We start from the raw sequence: 26,044 nt of genomic DNA, 5'->3' as shown, positions 1-26,044 counted from the left end.
GAACAGGAAATGCCCGAAGGATACCGCCCCTTCAAGGCACCTCGAGTGATGAAATTGCTGAACGGAGGAACTAGTATGAACGGATCTCGGAAAGAAGCGGATGGACTGTCATCCGCCAGCCCGATCATGAATAAAGTAGGGAGCATTTTCGTGCCGGTCCGCGATATCGAACGATCCCGTGCCTGGTACTGCCGCATGCTTGGATTAAATGAAGAGGAATGTTCGATCCTGAACGGTCATTTATGTCCGCTGCCGATGGAGGGGACCGGGATTATCCTGGATACGATGCCAATGTGGAGTGGCGGTCGGGAAGAGGGAGCGCCGCATATCGAGACGCCTGCCTTCATGCTCCTGACGCAAGACTTGCAAGGAGCTTATACGTACATGAAGGAGCTGGGCGCAGAAATCGTAACGGAGATCGAGCACGACCACTGGTTCGTAGTCAAGGATCCGGATGGAAACAAGCTGATGATCTGCAAAGAATAATAAGATTTCGTCCACACAAGAAGATCCCATCAAAGATGAATAAAGCCGGCGGATACCGCCGGCTTATTCGGCATATGCAGAACAGCAATCACATTGCCGACCAGCGGCTTGTTCAGGACGGCGAGAGAATTGCTACATGCCATTGTTTGCACTTTCGATACCGAAACCTCATCTTCTCGTAACCTCTGACGAGCCGTACCCGTTTATAATGTGGTAAATCATATTGGCCAGCGCTTTTCCATCCAAACCGATGGTTTCGCCGGATGGACTCAAATTAGCTTTTATCGCTCCGTTCGAATTCGAATTGTCGGGCGAAATTTGGCTGTACGATCATACCCGGAACAATACGAACAAAATATTGTCATCGGATGACTTTCCTTCTGATCTTTCGCCGAAAAGAGTGTATTGGCTGGATGACGCACATCTGCTGATCTCCACGGGCAATAAATATGGAACCATTCCTTCCACAAGGCAGCTTTTTGTCTATTCGTTGAATAGCGAAAATATGCAGGAGAAATATGCAGTTCAAGAAACGCAGCATATCGCCTCGATTACCCTGCAAGAAGCCTTGATCCAATTAAAGATCGAAACCTATGACAATAATTTTATGGAGATTACGGGTACTCAAAACGTCAATTTCCCAGTTAGTAAATTTCTGGAATAATCCAATATAAATAGCGAAAGGACCTCGCAGGCATTTTATCCCGCAGGTTCTTTTTTTGATGCCGGCCTTAACGCATGTTATGCTGGACTTCCCAAAAGCCGAATATGGGGATCCGTATAATTTTGCACACGAAACCGTACGAGGTTTGCGCTGTTGTCATGCCTCGCTGCTAACGTATAATTCATTGCAAGCAGGGATACCCGCAATAAGAAAGGAGGGGTCACCATTCTTGATGAACGCAGCATGTCGATCCTGGAGCTTCTGCAGAAAACGGCCGACTACGTTCCGATCCAGGAAATGATGGATACCTTCAACATCTCCAAACGAACGGTTTATTACGATATGGATAAAATCAACGGATGGCTGCGCTTTCAGCAGCTGCCGCCGGTCGCATACGTTCGGGAAACCGGGTACCTGCTGCCTCAGAAAACGCGGTCGGAGCTGCCGAAACGGATGAAAGACGTTCCGGCGACCCACTACTATCTTTCCCGCGAGGAACGCAAGGCATGGCTCGGCCTGCACTTGATCAGCCGCAGCGAGCCGATGTATCTGCATCATATGGAGGAGCTGCTGCAGGTCAGCCGGGGCACCGCCCATTCGGAGCTGAAGGAGCTTCGCAGCGAGTTGAGACGTTTTTGCTTACAGATCGTTTATGAACGCAAACGGGGCTATACCGTGCAGGGGAACGAGAAGGATGTAAGAGCTGCGATATCCTCCTTTTTGAATGATTTGCTTCCCTCCGTCAGCACCGAAAGGATTCGAGTTCGAATCGAGCAGCTGATGACGGAGGAACTGTTCCGCGCATCTGCGATGATGCTGGAAACAGAGCAGTGGTCCGCGGTATATGACATGATCGCATCCGGCGAACGCTTGATCGGTATGGAATTGTCCGATGAGACCATTGCCCATCTGGCGTCCCGGTTAATCCTGTACACGAGCAGATTTCTCCAAGGGCACCCAGTCGAGCTGGATGACGAGGAGAAATCGGCGCTGCTGCAGGTCCCGCAATACCGGGCGGCTCAGGAAATCGCGGGACGCCTGGGGTCATTGGCAGGAGCGGATTTGCCGGAAGATGAGGTGTGTTATATTACGATCCAGCTGCTGACGGGCAAAGTGAACAAGCTCGAGGTCGAACCGGACAGCCAGGAAGCGAGGCGGGTCCGGGAAGCGGTTCGACGGATGATCGAGGCCTTTGAGCATCAGGGCTGCGTTCATTTCCGCAACCGGGCGGAGCTTGAGAAGCCGCTCGTGCTTCATGTGAAGTCATTATATTACCGTGCAAAGTACGGGATCCCGGCAGATAATCCGTTGGCGGAGACGATCATGGTGAAATACCGGGAGATATTCGAGCTGACGAAGCAATCGGCTCAGCCATTGGAAGGGCTGCTGGGCCGTCCGCTGAGCGAGCATGAAATCTCATATCTGACGATGCATTTCGGCGGCTGGATACGCAGTCAAGACATCGTATTGTCGCCCCGGAAGACAGCGGTCATCGTATGCGTTAACGGCATATCCGCTTCCCGGCTGCTCAAGGTTCAGATCGAGCAGCTGCTCCCGTCCGTTGATTTGGTTGCGATCCTGTCGCTGCGGCAATACGAGACGTTTGAACGAAGCGTTGATTTCGTCTTTTCCACAGTCCCGCTTCATGGCAGCAAGGTTCCCGTATTTACCGTTCCGGCGGTTCTGAACGATACCGAGAAGGTTCACTTGCTGAATCAGCTGACCCCTTACATTAAAGGGAACGGCGGACCGCTGCCCGGACCTTCCGCGCAGGCCATCGTCGATCTGGTAGGAAAGCATGTCGAGATTCCCGACAAAGCGCTGCTGCTGGAAGAGATTCAGCGGTATCTGACGGCGGCGAAAAGCATCGCACCCGCAGACTACAAACCAACGCTTGCGGAGCTGCTGCCTGCATCGCGAATACAAATACTCGACAGCGTTTCCGATTGGCGAAGCGCGATTCGTACAGCCGCCGATCCGCTGGTGAAAGAAGGGTGTATCCAGACGCAGTACGTTCAGGCGATGATCGATAACGTCGAGCGGTACGGACCGTACATCGTCACTGCACCAGGAATCGCCATTGCCCATGCGAAGCCGGAGGATGGAGCCTTCCGTCATGCGATGGCGTTGATCAGCATCCGCAGCGGCGTGCCCTTCAGCGATGAATCCAGGCATTTGGTTCACGGACTGTTCGTCATGGTGAGCGCGGACGGCGAGTCGCATCTGAAGGCATTGTCGCAGCTAACGCATCTGCTTAGAGACGACGGCAACCGCATTTTGATGGGACAAGCGGACAGCAAAGAGGATGTGCTGCAGCTCATCCGCAAGTATTCGACGACCTCAGAAGAATGAAGAGACATGAAGGAGGAGCAAGATGCGTTTGTTTGATAAAAGCCTGGTAAATCTCGATATCGAAGTTAAGGATGCGGAGGAGGCCATCCGCGGTGCCGGACAGCTGCTGGTGGACAGCGGCGCGGCGGAGGCATCCTATGTGGAAGCCATGTTGGCGGCCTACCGAGAGAAGGGGCCTTACATCGTGATCGCCCCGCATATTGCGCTTCCCCATGCCAAAGCGGAGAGCGGCGTCCATGAAGCTGCGGTCGCTTTTGCCCGATTGAAGGAGCCGGTCAAGTTCGGCCATGCCGACAATGACCCGGTGGATCTGGTCTTCGCGCTAGGATCATCGTCAAGCTCTGACCATATCAAGCTGCTGCGCACCTTATCCTCGCTCCTGACCGATCCGGCGAATATCGAAGCGATCCGCAGCGCCAAAAGCGCGGAGGAGCTTGAGAATTTATTGAAGTAATCCGTCATGGATATCCGTATCAAACCTAAATTACAGGAGGTAATCGAAATGAAAATCATATGTGTGTGCGGACTAGGACAAGGCACGAGTTTGATTCTGCGAATGAACGTGGAGAATGTGCTGAAAGATCTCGGTGTTCAAGCGGACGTCGAGCATACGGATGTCTCAACGGCTTCAGGGATGTCTGCTGATTTTATCGTGACCAGCAACGAATTGGCGCAAAGTCTGCCGGGCCATTCCGCTACGATTGTCATCGTCAACAATTACTTCGACCTGAACGAAATCAAGGAAAAGCTTCAGGAAGCTCTATAAAAAGTAACGAGGGGGAACGCTCGTGAGTGTTATATCCTGGATTGCAACGAATATTTTCGGGACTCCTGCCGTTCTGCTTGGTTTCATTGTTCTGCTCGGATTATTACTGCAGAAGAAATCGGCAAGCCAGATCGTCAGCGGCACCTTCAAGGCGATTATCGGCTTCTTGATCATCGGCGCAGGATCCGACGTTATTGTGAAAGCACTCAATGTTTTCGAACCGATGTGGAAGGAAGTGTTCGGCCTTAAATCGGAATCGCTAGGGCAGTTTCTGGGCCAGGATTCGTTTAATGCCCAATACGGAAGCGCGATTACGCTGGCGATGCTGGCCGGATTTATGATCAACGTCCTGCTCGCCCGGTTTACCCGGTTCAAGTATATTTACCTGACCGGACATATGATGTTCTGGACCACCACCGTATTTGCGGGCATCGTCGTGCACACGGCAGGCGGGAGCGTCCCGCAATGGAAGCTTGTGCTGTTCCTAGCGGTTATCCTTGGCCTGTACTGGACGTTTCAGCCTGCGCTCACGCAGCCGTTTATGCGAAAAATTACCGGAAACGATAACATCGCGCTTGGGCACAGCTCGGCATCCGTCGCGCTGCTTGCGGCCCTGCTCGGGAAGTGGATCGGCAATAAGGAGAATGATTCGGAGAAGATCAAGGTACCGAAAGGGCTTGAATTCCTAAGGGATTCGAACGTCATCACGGCGCTTAGCATGGGTGTGCTGTTCCTGATTGGCGCGATCATTCTCTCGCTGAAAGGAACGCCTGCTGCACAGGAGCTGATCGCCCAGTCCGGAGAGCAGAACTTTTTGGTCTATTCCATCATGCAATCGTTTACTTTCGCCGGGGGCATCGCGATCGTGCTGCTGGGGGTCCGGATGTTCATCGGCGAGCTGGTGCCGGCTTTTAACGGGATTGCGACGAAGCTCGTGCCTGGCGCGAAACCTGCGCTTGATTCACCGGTGACCTACCCTTATGCCCCGAATGCCGTCGTGCTCGGATTCGTCGGCGCATTCGCCGGTGCGTTAATCTGGCTTGTCGTCCTTGGGAACACGATGTCGTATATCTTTGTTCCGACGATGATCGTCCTGTTCTTCCATGGCGCCACCGCCGGCGTGTTCGGCAATTCGACAGGAGGCGTCCGCGGAGCGCTGCTAGGCGGATTCATCACATCTACCGTCGTGGCATGGGGTCAATTCATCATGGTGCGATTCCTGATCTCGACCACCATCCCGGATACGGCCATGTGGGCCGCCGATTCGGATATGTTTATCCTCGGACCGATCATCCGCTTCTTGTCGGAGCTGTTGTTCTGAATCGGCGTGCCGATCTTCCTGATCGGAATCAATTATGGAGAAGAAAGGGGAACACAACATGAGCTTTATACGAACGCTTGACGCGGATATTCCCAAAGAAGAACTAGGCTTCACCTATTCTCACGAGCATATCGTGTGCCGCCCTGCCTACTGGTCCGAGCGGGGGGAGGATGATCTCCTGCTCGATGACCCGGCTAAATCCAAACAGGATGTCCTTGATTTCAAAAAGCACGGGGGACAGACGATTGTAGACGCCACGGCCGTCGATTACGGACGTGACGTGCCTGCCGTCCACGACATCATGGAACAAACGGGCGTCCGGATCATCGGGACGGCAGGCTTTAACAAGAGCTTCCTCTGGGATGCGTCTATCAAGGAAGAGCTCAAGCCGATCATCGGTAATTACCGTACGTACTATGAATGGATTGAGAGTGCTACCATCAATGAATTGGCTGATTTCGTCATCCGGGAAGTGGAAGAAGGTCTGGAAGGAACGCCGTTTCGCGCCGGTCAGGTGAAATTCGGAACCGGATATAACCGGATAACCCCGCTCGAGGAGAAGACGCTGCGCGCGGTAGCCCGGGCCCATCATGAGACGAAGGCTCCGGTTCATTCCCACACCGAAGTCGGCACGATGGCTTTGGAGCAGATCGAGCTGCTGCGAAGCGAGAACGTGGACCTGAGTTACTTAAGCCTCGGTCATATGGATCGTAATCCGGATCCGTATTATCATGAACAGATTGCAAGAACAGGGGCCTACTTGTCGTTCGATGGCATCGGCAAAATCAAATACGCTCCAGAGAGCACCCGGATCGAGCTCATTCTGGAGCTTGTCCGCAAAGGATACGCCGGTCAAATTCTGATCAGCGGGGATACCGCCCGCAAATCGTATTACAAGCACTATGACCACGGTCCCGGATTGGAGTTCATCATTGCCAAGTGGGTGCCGCGATTCATCGATGAGGCCGAGCGGGCGGGGTTTGACGGACAGGAGCTGATCCGCCGGTTTTTCGTCGATAATCCGGCAAACTGCTTCGCTTTTAAGCGATAGGGGGATTTGGATGGATTATCAACAGCAGAATGCTTACGACATCGGCGAGCTGATTAAACGCAAGGGCTGCGCGATATTGCCGGTCGGCGCCGTTGAGGCGCATGGACCCCATCTGCCGCTAGGAACGGATAATCTGCTGGCGGAGCGTCTGGCCGAGCGTCTGGCAGAACTTACGGACAGCCTGGCGCTGCCGACGCTGCCTTACGGGCAGGTTTGGAGTCTTCAGCATTTCCCCGGCAGCCTGAGCGTATCCAATGAAGCGCTGATCCGAATCCTCTATGATATCGGCGAGAGTCTGGTACGGCAAGGCTTCCGAATTTTTGTCATGCTGAACGGACACCTCGGGAACATGCCCGCATTAAAAGACGCCGCCCGAATGCTGTACAATGATCACCCTGAATTGAAAGTCTATTATTTCTTCTATCCGGGTACCGGAGAGGCCATATCCAGGATTCGCGAGACGCCGTCCACCCACGCATCGTATTTTCACGCATGCGAGCTTGAGACCTCCTACATGCTCTATCTTGCCGAAGAATATGTCGACATGGACAAGGCGATCCGGGATATACCCCAAATCGGGCTTGAAGCCGATTGCACCCCAACACCATGGGAAACCTTCACCTCTTCGGCTGTTTTGGGCGATGCGACGCTGGCTACGAAAGAGAAGGGAGAGCAAGTGATCGAGGCGTCGCTGGCCGCGATGACCGCCATGATCCTTGGGGCGAAGCAGCGGCTTCAACAGCGCAGGGAAGCTTAATGGAGCTGCTCGGTGCCTTTATGAAGGGGGCGGCTTTAACAGGCTTCATCAAAAAAGGGAGTATGTTTTCGATTAATCGAAAACATACTCCCTTAGCGCTTACGAGCGGCCTGCTTCGTTTTGCTGCTTCAGCAGATCGCGGATTTCGGTTAGCAGCACCTCTTCCTTGGATGGAGCAGGAGGCTCGTCCGGTTTGGCTTCTTCTTTTCGCTTGAAGCGGTTGAGGGTTCGAATGAACATGAAAATCGAGAAAGATACGATCAGAAAGTCCACGACCGTCTGCAGGAATATCCCGTACGTAATCGTTGCGTCTCCAAGGGTTGTCTTCAACCCGGATAAATCAACGCCGCCGATCAGCAAGCCGATCAGCGGCATGATAATGTCGCTAACCAGCGAGGATACGATTTTACCAAAGGCGGCACCGATGATGACCCCGATGGCCAGATCCAATACGTTCCCCTTCAGCGCAAAGGCTTTAAATTCTTTTAACAGATTCATAATTAATCACCTGCTTTCCTTCTTTAGATGAAATAGCGTTCATCCATGCGCTGAAATTCTCTGACCCTAGCATCAGATCTATGTACGGGGAATCGAGATTATCCTTATCTGATATGTGCTTGGTTTCAGAAGTTTTGCGCTGTTCAAACGCCAGCCGTTCGATGATCGGACCTATTTCGAGAGAAGAATGCCCCTTACGAAATGTCCTTCATCATGGTAGCGTCAAGATTTCGGTTCGTCAATCTTTTTTCTTTCAACAACCATAGACACAAATAGACAAGTTCACACCCTTGATGACGATTCTCGCCAAACGGAACAAGGGGCGCCCTCCAGATCCGAGATCATGCGGGACACCCCAAATTATTTACGCAAAACCGTCAAGGCTTAGCGTTCTTCCAGTATTCGTAAGCATGAACCACATTGCCGGCGTAAGCAGGGGAATCCTGCAGCAATTCAGGCAGCTTTGCCAGCTCTTCTTCCATGTAGGCCGCGCCTTCTTCATAGAAGGTGATATGGTTGCCTTCATGGCTTGCTTTCATTTCTACAGAGAGGATGATCGGCTTTCCAAGCTCATTAGCAAATCCGATTTCCTCTTTGGAGACGCTGACGATCCCGTTCGAGCCTGCTGCGGTGTCACGGAAGGCCATCAACGATACATGATCCATCCGGTCGATCATCCATTTGCTGAGGGATATGTCTGAGCCGGGAGCCTTGTGCTTGTCAAGCCAGACGGCCATATCCATGCTGGCTTCAAGGCTGGAGTCCTTCTTCAGCTCGCTTACGAAGGCGTCCAAATTGGACGTCCATTCCGCAATAACCCGGTCCGAATCGGCCCACCAGGCGGGCAGGACATACGGCTCGATATCCAGATGAATGCCATGGAATCGTTCATCGCCGGCAACGGAGCGGTTATATTCTTTTACATAGTTCACCAGTTTCATCATCCGTGGACGGTTCTCCTGCAGCGCCCATATCGGATGGCCGCCCATGGCATGTACTTCAATGCCTGCTGCGGAGGCTTGTTTGACAAAAGAAGAATACGAATCGAACGGCTGTTCCAAATCCAACCTTACATACAGCCAATTCAGTTTCTTCTCCTTCGCAAACGCCAAAATGCCTTGACCGTCTTCAACCACGTCACGCGCTTCCCAAATATAGGTGCCTCTTACCCGGGAATCCCGCTCAATCGGGTCCGCATCCGGAACCGTCCCGCCGCCACCAGGATCAGGGGTTGTAGGAGGGGTCGGATTCGGCGCAGGGTTCTCTCCGTTAGGGGGTGTAGCCCCGTCACCGCCTGTCGGCATGTCCCTCCAGCTTCGGGCGTCGTGGATAGCCAGTCCCGCGAATGAGCTGTAAGAGCTCAGATCGGCGGATAATTGTTCCAATGTGCTGGACAGATATTCCCGGCCAAGTCCATGGAATGTCGTGTGGGCTTCGCCGGGCATCTCCTTCGTATTCACCGCCACTACGACCCGCTTTCCGAGCCGATCCGCCAGCTCGAGCTCAGCCTGGGTCAGGGACCGGATTCCATGCTCGGAATCCAACTGGTTCCGGTAAGACATAACGGTGACATGGTCAAAGGATCCCATGAGCCATTCATTGATCGGAGTGCCGTCTTCCAGGGTGTATGAATCAAACCAGAAGGGGATATCGATCCCTAGCTCTAGCCCGCTTCCCGAGATACGGCTAAGAAAAGCGCTTATATTGCTCTTCCAGGATGATATAACCTCTTCCTGACGAATTTCCCATTCGGGCAGCACGTAGGGCTCGATATCAAGATGGAGCCCGTCAAACCGGCCGTTCTCCGGCACGCCTGCGTTATAGTCATTCACCCAATCGGCAAGGCCCAGCATATCCGGCAAATGCTTCTCAAGCGCCCACCCCGGATCGCCCCCCAGCGCGTGGACTGCAATATTAGCCGCATGGGCCTTCTCGACAAAGGTTTGATAAATCTCTGCAGACATTTGACGATTAATTTGCAAATAGATCAGGTTAATGCCTTCCTCATGCGAATAATCAAGGAGCTCTTCACCGCCATCCTTGATCCATTCGGTCTGCCATACCCAGGTAGCTTTCACCTTGGCCTGCTCTGCATATGCCGGTGTCTGCAACCCTACCAGAAGCAGTGCCATTAGAAGGCCGGCAAGCTTCTGGCATGCTCGTACATTCATAGTTTCCCTCCATTCCTCCAAAACTCTTTCTTTGTAAACGGGGTTATTATATCACTGATGATTTGGAAAGGGATGAGCCCTTGTTCTTACAGGACTCTGCCTATCGCACAATCAGGAATATACGTTCGGGTAACATGGAACTAGTCCCTGATTAAAGTGAAATAACGCTGAAAGAGAAAATTGATAAAACTGGAAAATTTGAGGCTAACCGCTCAGGTAAAAAGTTACGGGGCCAGAGTCCGTCCTTAACCATGCGTCATGGTTTCCGCTGTTCGCCGTTAAAAGGTCCTAGAGTCTAACCCGGGGAAGATTAAATCCGAATGTGTTTATGTATTTCTATCCATTTAGCAAATTCCACAAGCCGAATGCCCGTTGTTTGGAATACTGCGCAGGTTCGAAATTGCAACGGGTGCGAAAAATCACAGATGGTGGAAATACGCTCCTTTACGAAAAAAAGAAGGCATTCATATACTAAAGGTGCCTATAGCTGCTTCTAGGTTGGTGATGGAGGAGCTGAACCGATGCAGCCCCAGCAACTCATCTTGGAAGGCGAATGGCGGGACGTCCAATAGATTACCGATCATGACGGTCGTGATGGTGAAGGTCGTGATCACGAAGGGGGGAAGAGGCGAAATCGAATCCAACGGTTTGACATTGAAATTGGACGCGTTACACGCGGATTACGGTACGAGGAGGGGGATAGCGAACTTATAAGGTAAATTTTGCTGACGAATGGATGTAAAGCGCTTTCACAAAAGACAAGAAACGGGGGATCTCATTTATGCAAAAAAGGGTCGTTTACGCAAAAAAGAGCTTGGTTTTCATGCTTGCGCTCATGCTGGTTCTCGTATCGCAATGGTGGCTCGCCGCTCCAGCGGATGCACGGGTGGACAAAGCATTCGGCGAACCGGTAACCATCGGTTCCCCAATTGAGAATGTAGCCATTTTTGATGCAGCTTTCGGCAAAGAAGATGGCAGGGATGTCATGTATACGACGGTAACGGGCAAGCCGGCCATCTTCCAGGTTGTTGATCTGGTCAGCAGGGAGGTGCTGCGCAAATACAGACTGGAAGGAACCGAGAGCTCCTGGACTCATGTAACCCTGCCGGACGGTACAGTCTATATTGGCGGTAACGGCAAGCTGTATACGTATTCGCCTGCAACGAAAGAGCTGCGCGATCTGGGCGGGATCGGAGAGAGCGTTGTTTATGGGCTGACATATGACGAGCAGGGCAGGGTCTATTTCGGTTCTTATCCGAATGCCAAGGTAGGCCGCTATGATCCCTCCACCGGCGAGATGAGAGATTACGGCAGCGTGATGCCTGGCCAGAGCTATACCCGGGCCACGGCCTACCATAACGGATACTTGTATGCTGGGATCGGCATTCAGGGAAGCCTTGTGAAAGTGAACGTGGAAACGGGGGAGAAAGAGCCTATTCCGCTGCCGACATACGGCGGTGCGGTGCAGAATGCGCAAGTCTATCAGCTTGATGCTGCCGGCAAGTATATCGTAGCCGGCTTGAGCGGAGGGAATAACGCACTGCTGTTCTATGACACGGAAGCCGGGGCTTGGAGCGACACCTATTTTCTGGACAATAAGGGGATTCGTTTATCGTATGGCGAGCCGGGCAGCAATAAGGTGTATTTCGTACAGAACAACCGATTGATGGAGCTGGATCTCATCTCGATGGAGGCGGTCGACACCGGAATCGAATATACCACCTATCTTCGCAATACCGCTTGGATCGAGATGCCGAATGATCCGGATCTCCCGGGAAAATCGCTTGCGACCGTCATGTGGTCGGGGGCGGTTGCTTATATGAATTTGGAGACGAAGAAGGTCAAGTCGGTTACCTACCCGTTCTCTGGTAATCCGATTCCGATCCAAACGCTGGAGAAAGGGCCCGACGGCAAGCTGTACATGAGCGGCTATCCTGGAGGAAAAGGGGCTTCATATTCCCCGATCACCGGCGAAATCGAGACCTTCTCCTTAGGTCAGGCCGAAGGCATGGCTGCACTCGGTGACAAAATGTACTTCGGTCTCTATCCGGGAGGCCGCATTTGGGAGCTGGACGTCAATCAGCCGATCCAGGATGGGGTGAATCCGAAAGAGATTTATAAAATTCCCCACCAGGACAGGCCGTTCATCATGACGCCTGGCGATGGCAAGCTGTTTATCGGCACGATCCCGGACTACGGCGAGCTGGGAGGCTCGCTGACCGTGTATGATCCTTCGCTCGGGCCTGAGCAAGGGTTTACCGTCTATGAAGATGTCGTGCACAACCAATCGATTGTCGGCCTTGCCGTCCGCAACGGGAAGCTGTATGGTTCGACTACCGTGGCCGGCGGGCTTGGCATCGATCCGACGGAGACGGCAGCCAAAATATTTGTGTGGGATATCGCCAGCGGTAAAAAGCTTCAGGAATTCGTTCCTTCGATCCCGGGCGCAACCGTTCAACCAGGGATGATCAGCGGACTCAGCATCGGCCCTGACGGATTGCTGTGGGCAGCGGCGGACGGGACGATCTTCGCCATGGACCCGGAGACGATGAACATCGTGAAGAGCGCGAATATTTATCCGTCCGTATCCAATTATGGAAGATGGCGCCCGGCACACATCCGGTGGGGCGAAGACGGTTATATGTACACCACGCTTGCGGGCAGGATTACCGTGATCGATCCGAACGAGCCGGAAGCGGCGGTCACGCTGTCGACAACGCCATTGATGACGCTCGGTGATGACGGACATATCTATTATTCGGATGATACCTTACTTAAAAAAATCGAAGTGACGAAAGGCGACGGAGCCGTTCACATTCCGATCGAGCTCCCAATCTTGAACGGAAGCTTTGACCAATCTGCAGAGAACGGCATGATCCCCGGCTGGAGCCCCTTGTTCAATAAAACGCCGAACGTGTCTTTCGGATTAAGCAATGAGCAGAGCGTAAGCGGCCCGAGCAGCTTGTACATCACGGATGCTTCCGCGACGGAAACGGTGGCCGTTGCATCCGATTCCGTTCCCGTGAAGCCCGGGACGGCGTATACGGCGAGATTCCAGGTTTACCTTAAGGAAGGACGCACCCTTGCATCAATGAACTACTATGATGCCAACCATAAGCAAGTGGGCGGGACCTCGCTTCAAATTACAGCAGGCAGTGGCAAATGGCAGCAGCTTGAGATGAGCGCCGTCGCTCCGGAGAATGCAGCTTACGTAAGATTGGTCTTGTTCTGCTCCCAGCTGTGGACGACGAAGGCGTATTATGATGATGCATCCATATCCTATACGGAGACAGTCACGCCGGATCAGCTGCCGGATTGGCTGGAGTCCCAAATCGACCAAGGGAAGGTTCGACACCCGCTCGCGCAGCAGCTTACAAATGCAATTCGGCAAGCGCATTTCCACTATGGGGAGGGACGCCTCGAACAAGCCGTTCATCAGTTGGAAAATGCGCTGAAGCATCTGGAACGCTCGGGGGAGGAGGACATCCAGGCAAATGCCCGGAATGGGATCCAAAGCGTAATCCGCGCGTTCATCCAGTCCTGGCAATGAAATAGTTATAAGAATTCATTTTATTTGGTCCATGAAGAGAGAGCTGGAAATTAACCCTTTCCATGCTCTCTTTTTTGTGCGAATGGATCGTATGGGTGCTCATTTCAGGCATTTGCCCAGAATTTCGTCTAGCGTTTATACTAAGAAGGTGAGTTGAAGAGTATAATATATGATCTGATACAAGTAATAACCAAGAAGCTGTCCAGGATCGGCAATGGAACGCTAGCCCTTATTCCGATTGTTGCTTGTCAAAGGTCCCGCACGGCATTTACAGTCATAAGTGGACAAGCACAAGTGCGAGCCTGCAAAACGCTGATCCTTTCGAGCGTAAAGATCTATGCAAGTTATGCTGATAGCCAAATGAGGTGGCTTATGAACACGGAAGAATGGAAGCAGGCTGAAAAGGCTTTATCCAGCATGGAGGTCATGAAGCAGGGAACTAACGATCCGGTGACCATTGAAGGCGAATCGAATGACCTGCACTGCATCGGGATCGGCACAGATGCTGCGGTATTTGTCTATGAACCGCTGCCACACTATGCTTACAAGTTGTACGCGGCAGAAGCGCTTCCCAAAAAGGAAGCCGAAATTCGCGTGTACAGCTCTCTGCAAGGAAGCCCTTATTTCCCTACGTTTTACGGTGCGGGAGAGCGTTATGTGGCGATCAGCCGGGAGAGCGGGATGACATTGTATGATTGTCTACTGTACGGCGTGCCGGTACCGAGGCAAGTCATTGATGATGTGGAGGCAGCACGAAGCTTCGTCAGGGAGAAAGGGCTCAATCCCAGAGATATTCATTTGAAAAATGTGCTGCTGCAAAACGGCCGTGGCAAAGTGCTGGATGTTTCAGAGTATATCCAGAGCGGTAACGACAGGCGATGGGAGCATCTTCTGTGGGCGTACGACAATGTGTATCCGCTCATCGAAGGCAAGAAGCTGCCGCTGTGGGTATTGGAGGCGGTGAAGAACGGGTATTATCGGCTCGATCCGTCCAGCGTTAATCTGCAGGAATTCGCCGAGCGGATCAAAAAGCTGTTTTTCAACCGGTAGCTTGCAGAACGGATGTCCCTGTCAATTGAAGAAACCGCGTATGCTGCGCGGTTTCTTTTTTATGTAAATGTGAGAGCTCTTACCCCTGGCGGTATCCATCGAACGGACATGCCCTAATCAGGTGCACAGCTGGTCCCGTTTGGTTGTCAAAACATGCTCCAATCAAGCTCTCTCGATATAACCTCCAGTAAATGCACGCCAGCTTGGCTGTTTCCCTTGTCGTTAAGCGCGGGGCCGAATACGCCAATGCCGTACTGTCCGGGGACAAGCGCTAAGATGCCGCCGGAGACCCCGCTTTTGGCGGGCAGCCCGACCTGAATGGCGAATTCGCCTGACGCATTGTACATTCCGCATGTCGTCATGAAGGTTTTGGCGATCTGAACGTATCGCCTTGGGATCAGCCGGTTTCCCGTGAGCGGATCGAGACCTCCGCAAGCAAGGACCAGCCCCATGCGGGCCAGGTCGGCGCAATCGGCCTGAATGGAGCAATGCCGGAAGTAGACGTCAAGCACAGCCTCGACATTTCCCGAGAGCACCCCGTTTTGTTTGAGAAAATAAGCAATGGACCTGTTCAGATTGCCGGTTTCGGATTCGGAGCGGTACACTGCCTCATCGCAGCTTAGCTGCCGGTTGCCGGCAAGCACCCGCAGGAAATCGAGGATCCGTCCGTATACCTCCTCCGGGCTGCTGCCCCGGATTAGCGATGAAATCGTGATGGCCCCTGCGTTGATCATCGGATTGAACGGAATGCCCGGGCGAACGAGCTCCAGCTTCAGCATGGAGTTGAAGTTGTCGCCGGTCGGCTCCATGCCGACCTTACGGAACACCTCCTCTTCACCGTTATCCATCAATGCAAGTATCAGCGTAAAGACTTTAGAGATGCTCTGCATCGTGAACTTTTTTCCGCAATCACCTGCAGTCGCGGATTCGCCGCTTGCATGCAGCAGGCTGACACCGAGGGCATTGTGCGGGGATTTGGACAGTTCGGGAATGTAGGACGCAACTCTTCCGCTTGCGGCGTATGGACGGCTCGCTTCCACCCATTCCGCCAGCCGTTCTCGTATCGTTCCGATGTCATAAGATGGCACGTTCCCATCTCCTTTGGCAAATATATAAAGAATTGGTCATAGCATTCGTTGATGGAAGCCGCTTTATCCCTTCATTATGCATTTCATAGTTTTGGTTCATGGATTTCTGCCGCTTGAAAAGTATAGCAGCAGCTGCCTGAGTCCATCCTTTAATATATAACGGGCAAGGGGGCTAAGCGAATGAGAAACCTGGAATCTAGGCTGGAGAACATCGAAGGCAGATTCGACGAAATCGATAAATACTTTTGCACCCATCAGTTCTCTTTAGCGGGCAACTGGGATTATAAGCACGGGTATTTGGACAAGCGCCTGGATCATGAACGAATGGTATGGCTGCGGATCCCGTTTCATGTCACGAGGGGCAGCCTTGACGGGGAATGCGGCGGGTGTAAGGCAAAGGTCAAACTCGGACGTCCCTTTGTGTTCCGTCATATCTACAATACAGGGACGGACAAGCATGCGAGGCCGCGATTGATCGGAGCGTTGTTTGATCAGTTTCAGTCGCCGATTGATCCGGATGCCTCTTTGGATGACCAATGGGTTGAACAAGCCAAGCAAGCACTGCAGGAAGTAGAAGCAGGATATCTTCAATAAACGGGAGAACGCAGCGGCAGGACGTTGATCCTGGCTGGTTCCGATTTGAGAGATAAGTAAGCATCATACCTGAACGATAAAGGCTGCTGATCATCGGCAGCCTTTATTGTGTATGCTAAAAGATACAGCAATAGACCCCCCGGATGTTATCACGATCACGGAAAAAACGATAACGAAAAGGTTTGCTGCTTGAGGTAGAGGGAACGGAACATGCATAGACTGGATATGAAAGACGATTCAAAGCGTTTTAGCTGCGCGGCAGGCTGGCGTATCCCGGATTTTGGACGATCGCTGATCTTCTGATGACGATTTCGTAACCGATGGAGTTCTTTCACGTATAAAGGAATGAATATGTTCGGACGTTTAACGTATCTAATCCAATTAGAAGCTGAGGTAATGCATCAATGAATGTGGAGCTTACAGATTATGCCGACCTGTGGTATCAGCAAGCAGAGCAGAAAGCTGCCCGGTATTTTGAGACCTTGCATGCACAGGTTACGGATCAAACCTATGTGGACGGTCTGGCAGAAGATATCCGATTGTGGAGCAGGAAGCATATCCGCCGTCAACCGTGGCTGTCCTTTATGAGCCGGGGAACGGGCAAACCTGATTCACGGGATTATCATCGATATATGAGATGGCTGAATTATACTGGGAAATTGAAGGACTACCTGGATCGCAGCGTGTCCTATATTTATATGAGAGATCTTGGCAAAGCGCTGGATTGTCCGAAGACCCAGTCCCGGATCAAACAAGTCGTCAATGGTCTTGAACAGTTTCTGATCCGCTCTGCCGGGACCGGCGGGGGGCAGCAGCCGCCGTTCATAAGCTTGGCTGGCCTGTACCGCTGGGCCCAGAAGGAAGGCGTTGAGAGCGCCGTGATCTGGGTGATGAACAAGCTGAAAAACGTTGCGGGCCATATCCCGGAAGACATGAATCCGGAGCATGCCCAGCGCAAGCTCATCAAAATCATCGTCGGCGTCGTGATGCATGCCATCGAAGAGGTGGAAGAGTCCCCCGGCGAAATATTTCCCGCAGAGCGTGCACGCAGGCTGGATCATGCCATCCGACTCGGCTATTCTTACGGATTGACTTACCCGTATATTGACGATCTTCTCGATTCCGGGGTGCTGAATGATCAGGAGAAGGAGCGTTATTCCCGCATGATCCGGAGCGCGCTGCTTACGGGCACGGTACCGGCGCTTGGAACGTGGACCGGCACCAATATGAACCTGATCCGCTTTATACACGCCGAGCTTCGCGAAGCCTTTGAATACATTAAAGGACATCAACGGCCGGAATTCAGAATGCTGTTCTTCGAGCAATCCTATGTATTCTTTCATTCCCAGCATCTGGACCGCGTGAAGGATTTATCGAATGCCGATTACACCAATGAAGAGCTTTATTTGCCGATTATTTTGAAATCCTCCTCCTCCCGATTGATTGTTCGTTCGGTATTGAGCGCTCCGGAGGACGAGGGCTTCGACCAGCGTACATTTTATTACGGGATTTATAACCAGCTGGCCGATGACTTCGCGGATATGTTCGACGATATGAGGGATGGAGCGGTAACGCCGTATACTTATTTCTTGAAATACAGGGAGCAGCGTCCCGATTTAATCAACCCGTACGAATTGTACTGGACGGTCATTGCGCATTTGATTCGAAACGTATACCGTTCGGACGCCATGACGCGCGAGGTGATCCTGGATCGTGCCATCAACGGTCTTAAACGATGCAAAGCGCGGCTCGGTTCAGACCAATATAACGAGATTATGAGCGTGCTCGCCTCCGGACAGCCAGAGCTCCACCGCCTTATTCAGCGGATGGTCCGAAAAGCGGACGATGTGGATTTTCTCGATAAACTGCTTCGGGACCAGATGGTCACGATACTGAAAAATGAAAGACAGCAGCAGGAAGAGTTCTTCGATACGGTTCAGTCGGTCCGCGAGCAGATTAATAATCAGCTCCGCATAGCAGAGCCGGAGAATCTTCCTCCGATGAAGACCTCGCTGATTGAAGCGGCCAACTACAGCCTGGATGGGGACGGAAAGCGGCTGCGGCCCATCCTGACATGGGTGATGGGCGTGAAGGAATACGGGCTTGATGCCTCAGCGATCATCCCTCTTTTAAAATCACTGGAGTATATGCATACCGCTTCCTTGATTTTTGATGATTTGCCATCGCAGGACAATGCGTCCACCCGCCGGGGAAGAGCAACCCTGCATGAGGTGTATGACAGCTCAACAGCCGAGTTAACCGGTCTGTACCTGATCCAGAAGGCGACGGAAGAACAAGCGTCCCTGAGCGGTTTCGATCCTAAGGTCGTCCTCCGCTTGATGCGCTATTCTTCGCAGAAAGCCGGGGAGATGTGCATGGGGCAGGCGATGGACCTTCAATCCAAGGGAGCGGCGCTCACGCTTCAGGAGCTGAACCGGATCTGCTTCTACAAAACCGGCATTGCATTCGAGGCTTCACTGGTCATGCCGGCGATCCTCGCCCGTGTCAACGAGACGGAGATCTCCGCCTTGAAGCGGTATGCCTACCATGCCGGCATCGCATTTCAAATCAAGGATGATCTGCTTGATGCGGAAGGCGATCAGGTTGTCCTCGGGAAGCCGACGCGTCAAGATGTAGAGAACAATACGTCGACTTTTGTGACCATCCTTGGCATAGAGGGCGCCAAACGAGAAATGTGGGAGCATTATTGCCTGGCGATGGAAGCGTTGGATGAACTTCCCCGTCCGATCGCCTTTCTCACGCATCTCCTGAATTATATGGTGAATCGCGAAAATTAAAAGGACCGCCAACGTGCTCAAGGCTAGTGATTCATCCGGCGATGTCGATCAGGTTGGGCGATAACAATATGCGCTGATGCAAATGGAACCGCGAGCTTCGCGGTTTTTATTTTTTCATGGGTATTGATCTCAAAGCCTTTCATCATGAAATTCCCTCTTGACTTTATAGTCGACTCGAAGGTATATACTCAATCCGACATTCATAGGAGGAAGGTGAGATATTGTTTAAAATCAGCGAATTTTCGAGGCTGAGCCGGATCCCGATCCAGACATTGCGCTATTATGATCAGATCGGGTTATTCAAGCCTGCACGGATCGATAGATCGACCGGGTATCGGTACTACGCCGCCGAGCAGCTTCTGGAGATCAACCGCATTGTCATTTTCAAGGAGCTTGGGTTCACGCTGCAGCAAATGGTTCAGCTGCTTCAAGAAGATATATCCGCGGAACAGATCCGCGGTATGCTGAGGTTGAAAGAAAGTGAGATTCAGCAGCTGTTGGAGAACGAAATGTCCAAGCTATCACGTATTAAAAAACGAATGCAGCTCCTGGAACGAGAGGGAAGGATGGAGATGGAGCAGGAGGCCGTCATCAAGCAGGTTGATGCCCTGCAATTGATTTCGTATGCGTCGTTTGGTAATGCCGAAGAAATTCCACAGCTATTTCAACATTTTGAAAGTCTTCTTGAAGGAAGTATACGTTCTGTCCTGACTGGGCCACAGACGGTGCTTTGGAAGGAAAGCAGCCGTCAAGATGATGAATTCGAGCTGGAGGTCGGCTTTGCCGCCAAACCGGGAACCTACAAGCTTCCTGTCGGTCTTGAACAGCGCTTCATGCCTGCTGAGACGATGGCTACGCTTCTGTTCCGCTCCGATTCTTCATTCTCGGAAACGGCTTGCGCTGACCTTGCCGCCTGGATCGAACATAACGGCTATCTCATCCGGGAGGATCGGCCTGGAAGGGAAATCTATGTGCCCTTATCGGATGAACCGGGCATGTGCCTGGTCGAGGTTCAAATTCCAATCATCGATGCGGGGGCAGCCGAATGAACAATAAATGGGTCGTGTATTTGCTCGCTTTGGCGGTTTTTCTGATTGGGACAGTTGAGTATATTATCAGCGGCATTATTCAAATGGTGGCTTCCGAACTAAGCGTAACAACCTCTGCCGCCGGATTGCTTGTCACCGTGTTTGCCCTTTCGGCTGCCATTGGCGCCCCTGTCGTCATTGCGGTTACGATCAATGCAGACCGTAAAAGCGTGCTGCTTACCATGCTCGGCATTTTCATTTTAAGCAGCCTTATGGTTTATGCAAGCCATTCATTTGAGATGATGCTGGTTACCCGCATATTCCAAGGGGTTAGCGGAGGGGTGGCCACCGTCGTTGCGATGGCGGTAGCCACTAGGCTTGCCGGAGAGCAGCATCGAGGGAGAGCAATCGGTATCATATTGATGGGATTGAGCGGTTCCCTGGTGCTTGGCGTACCCGTCGGCACGTTCTTGAGCGAATGGCTGGGCTGGAGAGCACTGTTTATCGTAATCGGTCTCTTGAGCTTGGTCCCGCTGTTCGCCGTTTACCGTAAAGTTCCCTCGATGCGGGAAAGGAGTGCCGTCACGCTCGGGATGCAGCTGTCGATTTTGAAGGATAGAAAGATTGCCCTAGCACTCATGATAACCCTGTTGTATATCGGCGCTTACTCTACCTTATTTACGTATATCACGCCTTATTTGCAGGCCAACGCCGAGCTTTCGGCAGCAGAGCTCTCCATCATTCTGTTCGCAGCAGGCATTTGCAGTTTTATCGGCTCGAAAATGGGAGGCGCGATGGCGGATACCAAAGGATCGAAGTTCACCATCTATTTGGGACTTTCCCTACAGGCAGCCATGCTGTTTATGCTCTCGATGGTCAACGGGTGGTTGTGGGGTGTCATTGCAATGATCATGCTATGGATGGTGGCGACATGGGCGACATCACCGGCACAGCAGTTATATCTCGTCACTCGGGTGCCCCGGTCCCCGGATATCGCCCTCAGCGTGAACACGTCCTTTATTCAATTTGGATTTGCATTAGGCTCGGGCATTGGTGGAGTGGTGATGAGTCGCGCATCTGTAGAGGTTCTAGGCTGGGCGGGATTCTTCGTCGTGTTGTTGGCATTGCTGCTGGCGATCGGGTTGTTTGCGGGTGGCCGGAAAGCCGGTCGAGAGCGGCTGTCAGAGCCAATGTAAAGGGATCGATGACGAAAACAGCGGTTGAAGTCGACTGCCCGGGCGGGTGTATGAATCATTAGAAGGGATGCAAGGTGTGGTCCCTCGAGGCTTGGCGGTTAAAAGCATGAAAAAACCCTCAATAATTAAGAGGGTAAGAAGAGCTTCTTACGGGTTAGCTGGAGCTGTATTTTCTGCCTTTGTAGTAGCCGTGCCCACGGTGACCATGCTGATGCTTGAAGTCTGAGGAAGAGGCTTTGCGGCGAGAAAATCCGTGGCTGCTGCTGTAGCGTTTGCCGTAGTGTTTTCCTGAGCTGCTGTATCGCTTACCAAGGTGTTTTCCTGAACTGCTGTAACGTTTGCCATAGTGCTGTCCCGAGCTGCCGTAACGCTTCCGTCCATGCGTGCTGGATGCGGAGTGAAGGAGCTTATTGACGATTTTTTTAAACATTCTGTTTGGCCTCCTGTCTTGTTCGAGGTCATTCCATCGTGCTAATCGGATATTATCATAGATTAATCCCCGTATTCAACTTTACCCGGCGCTGTGGAGGTTGAAATGAAGCATCGTCATTTATCGGTCATGCCGCTTATTGTTGGATCATATGACGAATAAAGCTCACGCAGCTCATTCATGAAATGCGAGGATCCCTGGTATGGTTCCCGGATCCCAAGCAAGCGTTCAATCATCTGGTGCAACTCAGCGGAAAGAATCAATTCTTCCTGCCAGCTTCGCTCACTTTGATCCGGATCGTCATCAACGTCATAAGCAGAGTACAGCATGAACAGCATAAAATGACCGATATCCGCCAAATCCGAGTTTTCTTCGGCGCTCTTGGCCGGTATAGAGATATCCAAACGGGATCTGCGGGTCCATCGTTGTTTTGGCTTTTGCAGCGGCGGGGGTTCTCCGACTCTCCGTGCGAGGCCAAAGTCGATTAACTGCAGCTCTCCGTTCTTAAACAGCACGTTCGGTATCCGAAGATCGAGATGAATGATTCCTTGATCATGAATGTAGGTCACAATCTCCAGAAGCTGCAGCGTAATTCGCAGGCATTCTTGTTCCGTGTACCGGAAGCCTTGGTCAAAGATTAAATCCTCCAGGGTATCCCCCTCGATATAGGACATCACCAGAAAGTCCTTATTCTTGTACGTAAACAAATCTTTGTATGCCGGAATATGAGGATGTGCTAAGGACTTAAGAAGGGCTGCCTCCCGGCGAAGCAGGTTTTTTGCAAAAGGGCCCTTGCTCGGTCTTGCCTGCTTCACAGCTACGAGCTCCTTGCTCTCCAAGTCTTCGCATCGGTAGGTTATTCCGTAGCTTCCTTCGCCAAGCAAGCCTTGGACGGTATATCGGTTTCCGAGTATGGAATCCGCTTCTGCCGGGTAATCCCGCCATGCGGCGATGAAGGAAGCTGCATATGAAAAAAGACGCATTCCAGTTCGTATCTCCCTTAGTATCCATGACATGAGGTGATTGATGATCGATGATCGATCGGATCGCTTACCGTATCATTATAACAGGCACAGGCAGCATTTGCCTCAGGTCCAATCGAACATGTGATATTCAAGACGTTGCGAACTAAAACTGAGCCTCGGCCGAACGATTGATTACTGCTAGAATTAGAGGGAAACCGATTCGGACCGATCATGCGGCTTTGGCATCGCATCGTTCCTGTGAGCAAGGATCTTGATGGCCATTTTTCGTTTCTTACCGGTTTCCAAACCCTCCGGACTCATACAAGGAGCCAGGAGGGTTTTTTATGGTGTGGCTATATTTTAAGGCCTAAAGGCTTGCTATAGCTTTTGGCTATAACTAGATATAGCTTAAAACGGTTACTGCCCGCCAGGGGATCCGTGATATCTTACATGTAATCAAATATGTGTGTAAGGGGTGTTACGAGAATGGCAATTAGCAGTATTTTGGGATACCCGCGAATTGGCGCGGACAGGGAATGGAAGAAAGCGCTCGAGGCTTTCTGGTCGGGCAAGCTGGATGAGCCGTCATTTCAGAGCAGATTAGAGGAAATCCGGCTAGGGCACTTGCTCAAGCAGCGGGAAAAGGGGATCGACCTCATTCCGGTAAATGATTTCAGTTATTACGATCACATGCTGGATACAGCCGCCATGTTCGGCATCATTCCCAAGCGCTTCCGATATGAAGGAGGCACGGTTCCTCTCTCCGTATATTATGGAGTTGCCCGTGGCACGAAGGATGCCGCAGCCAGTGAAATGACCAAGTGGTTTAACACGAATTATCATTATATTGTGCCGGAGCTCGAAGGGGCGGTTCCTGTCATCACCGAAAATAAGCCGCTGGCCGCTTATCGCGAAGCGAAGGAGAAGCTCGGGATTGAAGGGAAGCCGGTGATCGTCGGGCCGCTGACCTTCTTGAAGCTATCAAAGGGCTACGCAGAAAGCGAGACGGACGCTTGGCTTGGCCGCCTGCTGCCATTATATGTACATATTCTTCAGGAGCTCGAACAAGAAGGGGTGAAATGGGTACAGCTGGATGAGCCGATATTGGTTACAAAATTGGAGGATGCGGATAACAAGCGATTAAAGACTGCTTATGAGACAATTGCGGCATCCGTACCCGGACTGAATATTATGCTGCAAACCTATTTTGAATCGGTGGAGAATTACCAAGATATCGTGAGCTTGCCGGTTCAAGGCATCGGTCTTGATTTTGTACATGGCTTGAAAGGCAATATCGCTTCCTTGCGAGCCTTCGGTTTCCCGAAGGATAAAATACTCGGTGCCGGGATCATTGACGGCCGTGGAATCTGGAAAGCCCCGCTTCGTGACAAGCTCGGCCTGCTGCAGGAGCTTACGAATGTGGTAGCGCCCGAAAGGCTCATCGTGCAGACCTCATGCAGCTTGCTTCATGTGCCGGTGACCGCAAAGCGCGAGGCCAAGCTCCCGCCCGAGCTGCAAAATGCCCTGGCATTTGCGGACGAGAAGCTGGACGAGCTCAAGCTTCTGACCAGAGCGCTATCGTCAGGCGTCGAGTCCATTCGAGATGATCTGACTCATTGCGATCATGATCTTGAAGCCTTGGAGCTGTCCGATGCCCGCAATCGGCAGGACGTGCAGCACGCCGTCCTCGAGCTTCGCTCGAAGAAGCCGCAGCGAAAGCAACCGTTTGAGCAGCGGCACATCGCGCAGCAGAAGAAATGGCGGCTGCCGATTCTGCCTACCACGACGATCGGCAGCTTCCCGCAGTCAGCGGAGGTGCGGAAAGCACGGCAGCAGTGGCGCAAAGGCGAATGGTCCGAGGAGCGTTACGAGGCCTTCATTCGAGAGCAGATCGACATATGGATCAAGCTGCAGGAGGAGATCGGACTGGACGTTCTTGTGCACGGCGAATTCGAGCGTACGGATATGGTCGAATTTTTCGGGGAGAAGCTTGCCGGTTTCGCATTCACACAGTTTGGCTGGGTACAGTCATACGGCTCCCGCTGCGTGAAGCCGCCGATCATATTCGGGGATGTTGCGTTTGAACAACCGATGACGGTCAAGGAGACGAAATATGCTCAATCGCAGACGAAACGTCCGGTGAAGGGCATGCTGACCGGACCGATTACGATTATGAACTGGTCTTTCGTCCGAGAGGACATCCCGCGCGAGCATATCGCGTATCAGCTGGCTTATGCGCTCCGTCAAGAGGTTGAGGAGCTCGAACGAGCCGGAATCGGGATGATTCAGGTCGATGAACCGGCTGTTCGCGAAGGACTCCCGCTGAAGGCGGAGGAGCAGGCCGAATACTTGTCCTGGGCGGTAGCGGCATTCCGCATGACGACATGCACGGTCCAGGAAACCACGCAAATCCACACCCATATGTGTTATTGCGAGTTCCATGACATGATCGATTCGATTGAAGCGATGGACGCGGACGTCATCTCGATCGAAACGTCGCGCAGCCATGGGGAACTCATCCACAGCTTCGAGGAGAACACTTACAAGCTCGGCATCGGCCTGGGGGTATATGATATCCATAGCCCGCGCGTTCCGAAGGTGGAGGAAATGACCAGTATGATCCGGCGCGCCCTGCGCGTGTTGGATCCGAAGCTGTTCTGGATTAATCCGGATTGCGGCCTGAAAACGAGAGGAATCGAGGAAACGGTCGATTCATTGCGCAACATGGTGGAGGCCACCCGGATCGCCCGCGGCAAGTATACTCTTAAGGTGTGAGCGGAGCGTACAGGTTCTTGATAAAATTTTTTAAAAATTGGATTCCCCAGATCCCGATTTATGTATTATAATCTTATTAAATGCGATGAAGAGATGAGTAAATATTGAATTCTTTGTGCAGAGAGCTCCGGCAGCTGAGAAGGAGTAAAGAATTCCTTATTGAATAAAGCCTCTGAGCAGCACATCGGAACCTAGGTTAAAGTGTGAGTTGAAAAAGTCGGTTTGACGACTTTTTGAACAACCTCTTAAAGGGGATGGTGTGACAGGCGCTCCTGTTACAGAGCTAGAGTATATACATGCAGGAAGCATGCCGTACTCGATGAGGCCTGGTATGGCGACATGCCGGCAAATCTGGGGTGGTACCACGAGAACTCAATCTCGTCCCTTTAGACTTCGGTCTTGGGGGTGGGATTTTTTTATTTGTGCCGGCAGGATGGATGGAATCCCTGTAAGAAACGTGCACCATTTCAGACGATTTGAATAGTAATCTAGAGAAAAGCTTAC

At 52.1% G+C, this 26,044-nt stretch carries 21 protein-coding genes and 1 other annotated feature; of the genes, 15 read left to right on the top strand and 6 right to left on the bottom strand.

Annotated elements, in window-relative coordinates; all coding sequences use genetic code 11:
- Window positions 1–75 precede the first annotated feature (75 nt).
- The 8 genes from NSQ46_RS17385 to NSQ46_RS17350 all read left to right on the top strand — a co-directional run bounded on the left by NSQ46_RS17385 (window position 76) and on the right by NSQ46_RS17350 (window position 7,397).
- Complete coding sequence (locus NSQ46_RS17385) at window positions 76–486, top strand: VOC family protein (RefSeq protein ID WP_050954036.1); 411 nt, start codon at window positions 76–78, stop codon at window positions 484–486.
- Between the two features lie 223 nt (window positions 487–709).
- Window positions 710–1,150 (top strand): DUF4652 domain-containing protein, encoded by a 441-nt coding sequence (locus NSQ46_RS17380; RefSeq protein WP_040738708.1) that lies wholly within the window; start codon window positions 710–712, stop codon window positions 1,148–1,150.
- Window positions 1,151–1,393: 243 nt separating this feature from the next.
- Window positions 1,394–3,502 (top strand): BglG family transcription antiterminator, encoded by a 2,109-nt coding sequence (locus NSQ46_RS17375; protein WP_342574149.1) that lies wholly within the window; start codon window positions 1,394–1,396, stop codon window positions 3,500–3,502.
- A gap of 22 nt (window positions 3,503–3,524) precedes the next feature.
- The gene (locus NSQ46_RS17370; protein ID WP_007130303.1) at window positions 3,525–3,956 is read left to right on the top strand and encodes a PTS sugar transporter subunit IIA; all 432 of its coding nucleotides are present in this window, start codon (window positions 3,525–3,527) and stop codon (window positions 3,954–3,956) included.
- Between the two features lie 48 nt (window positions 3,957–4,004).
- Entirely contained in the window at window positions 4,005–4,268 is a 264-nt protein-coding gene (locus NSQ46_RS17365) for a PTS sugar transporter subunit IIB (protein WP_007130302.1), read from the top strand.
- 22 nt (window positions 4,269–4,290) lie between these two features.
- On the top strand, window positions 4,291–5,589 hold the full coding sequence (locus NSQ46_RS17360; protein ID WP_007130301.1) for a PTS ascorbate transporter subunit IIC: 1,299 nt from the start codon (window positions 4,291–4,293) through the stop codon (window positions 5,587–5,589).
- A gap of 58 nt (window positions 5,590–5,647) precedes the next feature.
- Complete coding sequence (locus NSQ46_RS17355) at window positions 5,648–6,640, top strand: phosphotriesterase (protein WP_007130300.1); 993 nt, start codon at window positions 5,648–5,650, stop codon at window positions 6,638–6,640.
- A 10-nt stretch (window positions 6,641–6,650) separates the two neighbouring features.
- A complete protein-coding gene (locus NSQ46_RS17350) occupies window positions 6,651–7,397 on the top strand; it encodes a creatininase family protein (protein ID WP_007130299.1) in 747 nt (248 codons plus the stop codon).
- Window positions 7,398–7,496: 99 nt separating this feature from the next.
- Here the strand turns inward: NSQ46_RS17350 and mscL are convergent, their stop codons facing one another.
- Window positions 7,497–7,889 carry a large conductance mechanosensitive channel protein MscL gene (mscL, locus tag NSQ46_RS17345; protein ID WP_208604299.1) on the bottom strand — a complete coding sequence of 131 codons (393 nt, stop codon included), beginning with the start codon at window positions 7,887–7,889 and terminating at the stop codon, window positions 7,497–7,499.
- A gap of 383 nt (window positions 7,890–8,272) precedes the next feature.
- Window positions 8,273–10,066, bottom strand: coding sequence for a hypothetical protein (locus NSQ46_RS17340; RefSeq protein WP_007130297.1), 1,794 nt, complete (start codon window positions 10,064–10,066; stop codon window positions 8,273–8,275).
- An 823-nt stretch (window positions 10,067–10,889) separates the two neighbouring features.
- On the opposite strand from NSQ46_RS17340, the gene NSQ46_RS17335 reads away from it, so the two are divergent.
- Window positions 10,890–13,616 carry a carbohydrate binding domain-containing protein gene (locus NSQ46_RS17335; RefSeq protein WP_245256117.1) on the top strand — a complete coding sequence of 909 codons (2,727 nt, stop codon included), beginning with the start codon at window positions 10,890–10,892 and terminating at the stop codon, window positions 13,614–13,616.
- A gap of 372 nt (window positions 13,617–13,988) precedes the next feature.
- A complete protein-coding gene (locus tag NSQ46_RS17330) occupies window positions 13,989–14,666 on the top strand; it encodes a hypothetical protein (protein ID WP_007130294.1) in 678 nt (225 codons plus the stop codon).
- 146 nt (window positions 14,667–14,812) lie between these two features.
- Here NSQ46_RS17330 and glsA read toward each other — a convergent pair whose 3' ends face one another.
- Window positions 14,813–15,754, bottom strand: a complete 942-nt coding sequence (gene glsA / locus NSQ46_RS17325; protein WP_007130293.1) for a glutaminase A — start codon at window positions 15,752–15,754, stop codon at window positions 14,813–14,815.
- A gap of 180 nt (window positions 15,755–15,934) precedes the next feature.
- Here glsA and NSQ46_RS17320 point away from each other — a divergent pair, with 180 nt between their 5' ends.
- Together NSQ46_RS17320 and NSQ46_RS17315 are read left to right on the top strand one after the other, a co-directional pair.
- On the top strand, window positions 15,935–16,348 hold the full coding sequence (locus NSQ46_RS17320; protein WP_342574145.1) for a YugN family protein: 414 nt from the start codon (window positions 15,935–15,937) through the stop codon (window positions 16,346–16,348).
- A 404-nt stretch (window positions 16,349–16,752) separates the two neighbouring features.
- Window positions 16,753–19,146: a polyprenyl synthetase family protein gene (locus NSQ46_RS17315; protein WP_007130291.1), complete on the top strand. Its 2,394-nt coding sequence runs from the start codon at window positions 16,753–16,755 to the stop codon at window positions 19,144–19,146.
- A gap of 23 nt (window positions 19,147–19,169) precedes the next feature.
- Here the strand turns inward: NSQ46_RS17315 and NSQ46_RS17310 are convergent, their stop codons facing one another.
- Window positions 19,170–19,292, bottom strand: coding sequence for a hypothetical protein (locus NSQ46_RS17310; protein ID WP_279615613.1), 123 nt, complete (start codon window positions 19,290–19,292; stop codon window positions 19,170–19,172).
- 75 nt (window positions 19,293–19,367) lie between these two features.
- Between NSQ46_RS17310 and NSQ46_RS17305 the strand changes: the two genes are divergently transcribed.
- Complete coding sequence (locus NSQ46_RS17305) at window positions 19,368–20,195, top strand: MerR family transcriptional regulator (protein WP_210095294.1); 828 nt, start codon at window positions 19,368–19,370, stop codon at window positions 20,193–20,195.
- Window positions 20,192–21,370, top strand: coding sequence for an MFS transporter (locus NSQ46_RS17300; RefSeq protein WP_007130289.1), 1,179 nt, complete (start codon window positions 20,192–20,194; stop codon window positions 21,368–21,370). The genes NSQ46_RS17305 and NSQ46_RS17300 overlap by 4 nt, the downstream gene beginning before the upstream one ends.
- 154 nt (window positions 21,371–21,524) lie before the next feature.
- Here NSQ46_RS17300 and NSQ46_RS17295 read toward each other — a convergent pair whose 3' ends face one another.
- Together NSQ46_RS17295 and NSQ46_RS17290 are read right to left on the bottom strand one after the other, a co-directional pair.
- On the bottom strand, window positions 21,525–21,800 hold the full coding sequence (locus NSQ46_RS17295) for a hypothetical protein (RefSeq protein WP_007130288.1): 276 nt from the start codon (window positions 21,798–21,800) through the stop codon (window positions 21,525–21,527).
- 116 nt (window positions 21,801–21,916) lie between these two features.
- A complete protein-coding gene (locus NSQ46_RS17290) occupies window positions 21,917–22,783 on the bottom strand; it encodes a protein kinase (RefSeq protein ID WP_007130287.1) in 867 nt (288 codons plus the stop codon).
- 468 nt (window positions 22,784–23,251) lie between these two features.
- On the opposite strand from NSQ46_RS17290, the gene metE reads away from it, so the two are divergent.
- Window positions 23,252–25,540, top strand: coding sequence for a 5-methyltetrahydropteroyltriglutamate--homocysteine S-methyltransferase (gene metE / locus NSQ46_RS17285; RefSeq protein ID WP_210095295.1), 2,289 nt, complete (start codon window positions 23,252–23,254; stop codon window positions 25,538–25,540).
- 76 nt (window positions 25,541–25,616) lie between these two features.
- Window positions 25,617–25,929: a binding site (T-box leader), on the top strand.
- Window positions 25,930–26,044 lie beyond the last annotated feature (115 nt).

It is taken from the genome of Paenibacillus sp. FSL M8-0142, from assembly GCF_038597315.1.
GTDB classification, from domain to species: Bacteria; Bacillota; Bacilli; order Paenibacillales; family Paenibacillaceae; genus Paenibacillus_AQ; species Paenibacillus_AQ lactis.
This window is presented reverse-complemented; position numbering and strand designations above follow the sequence as displayed.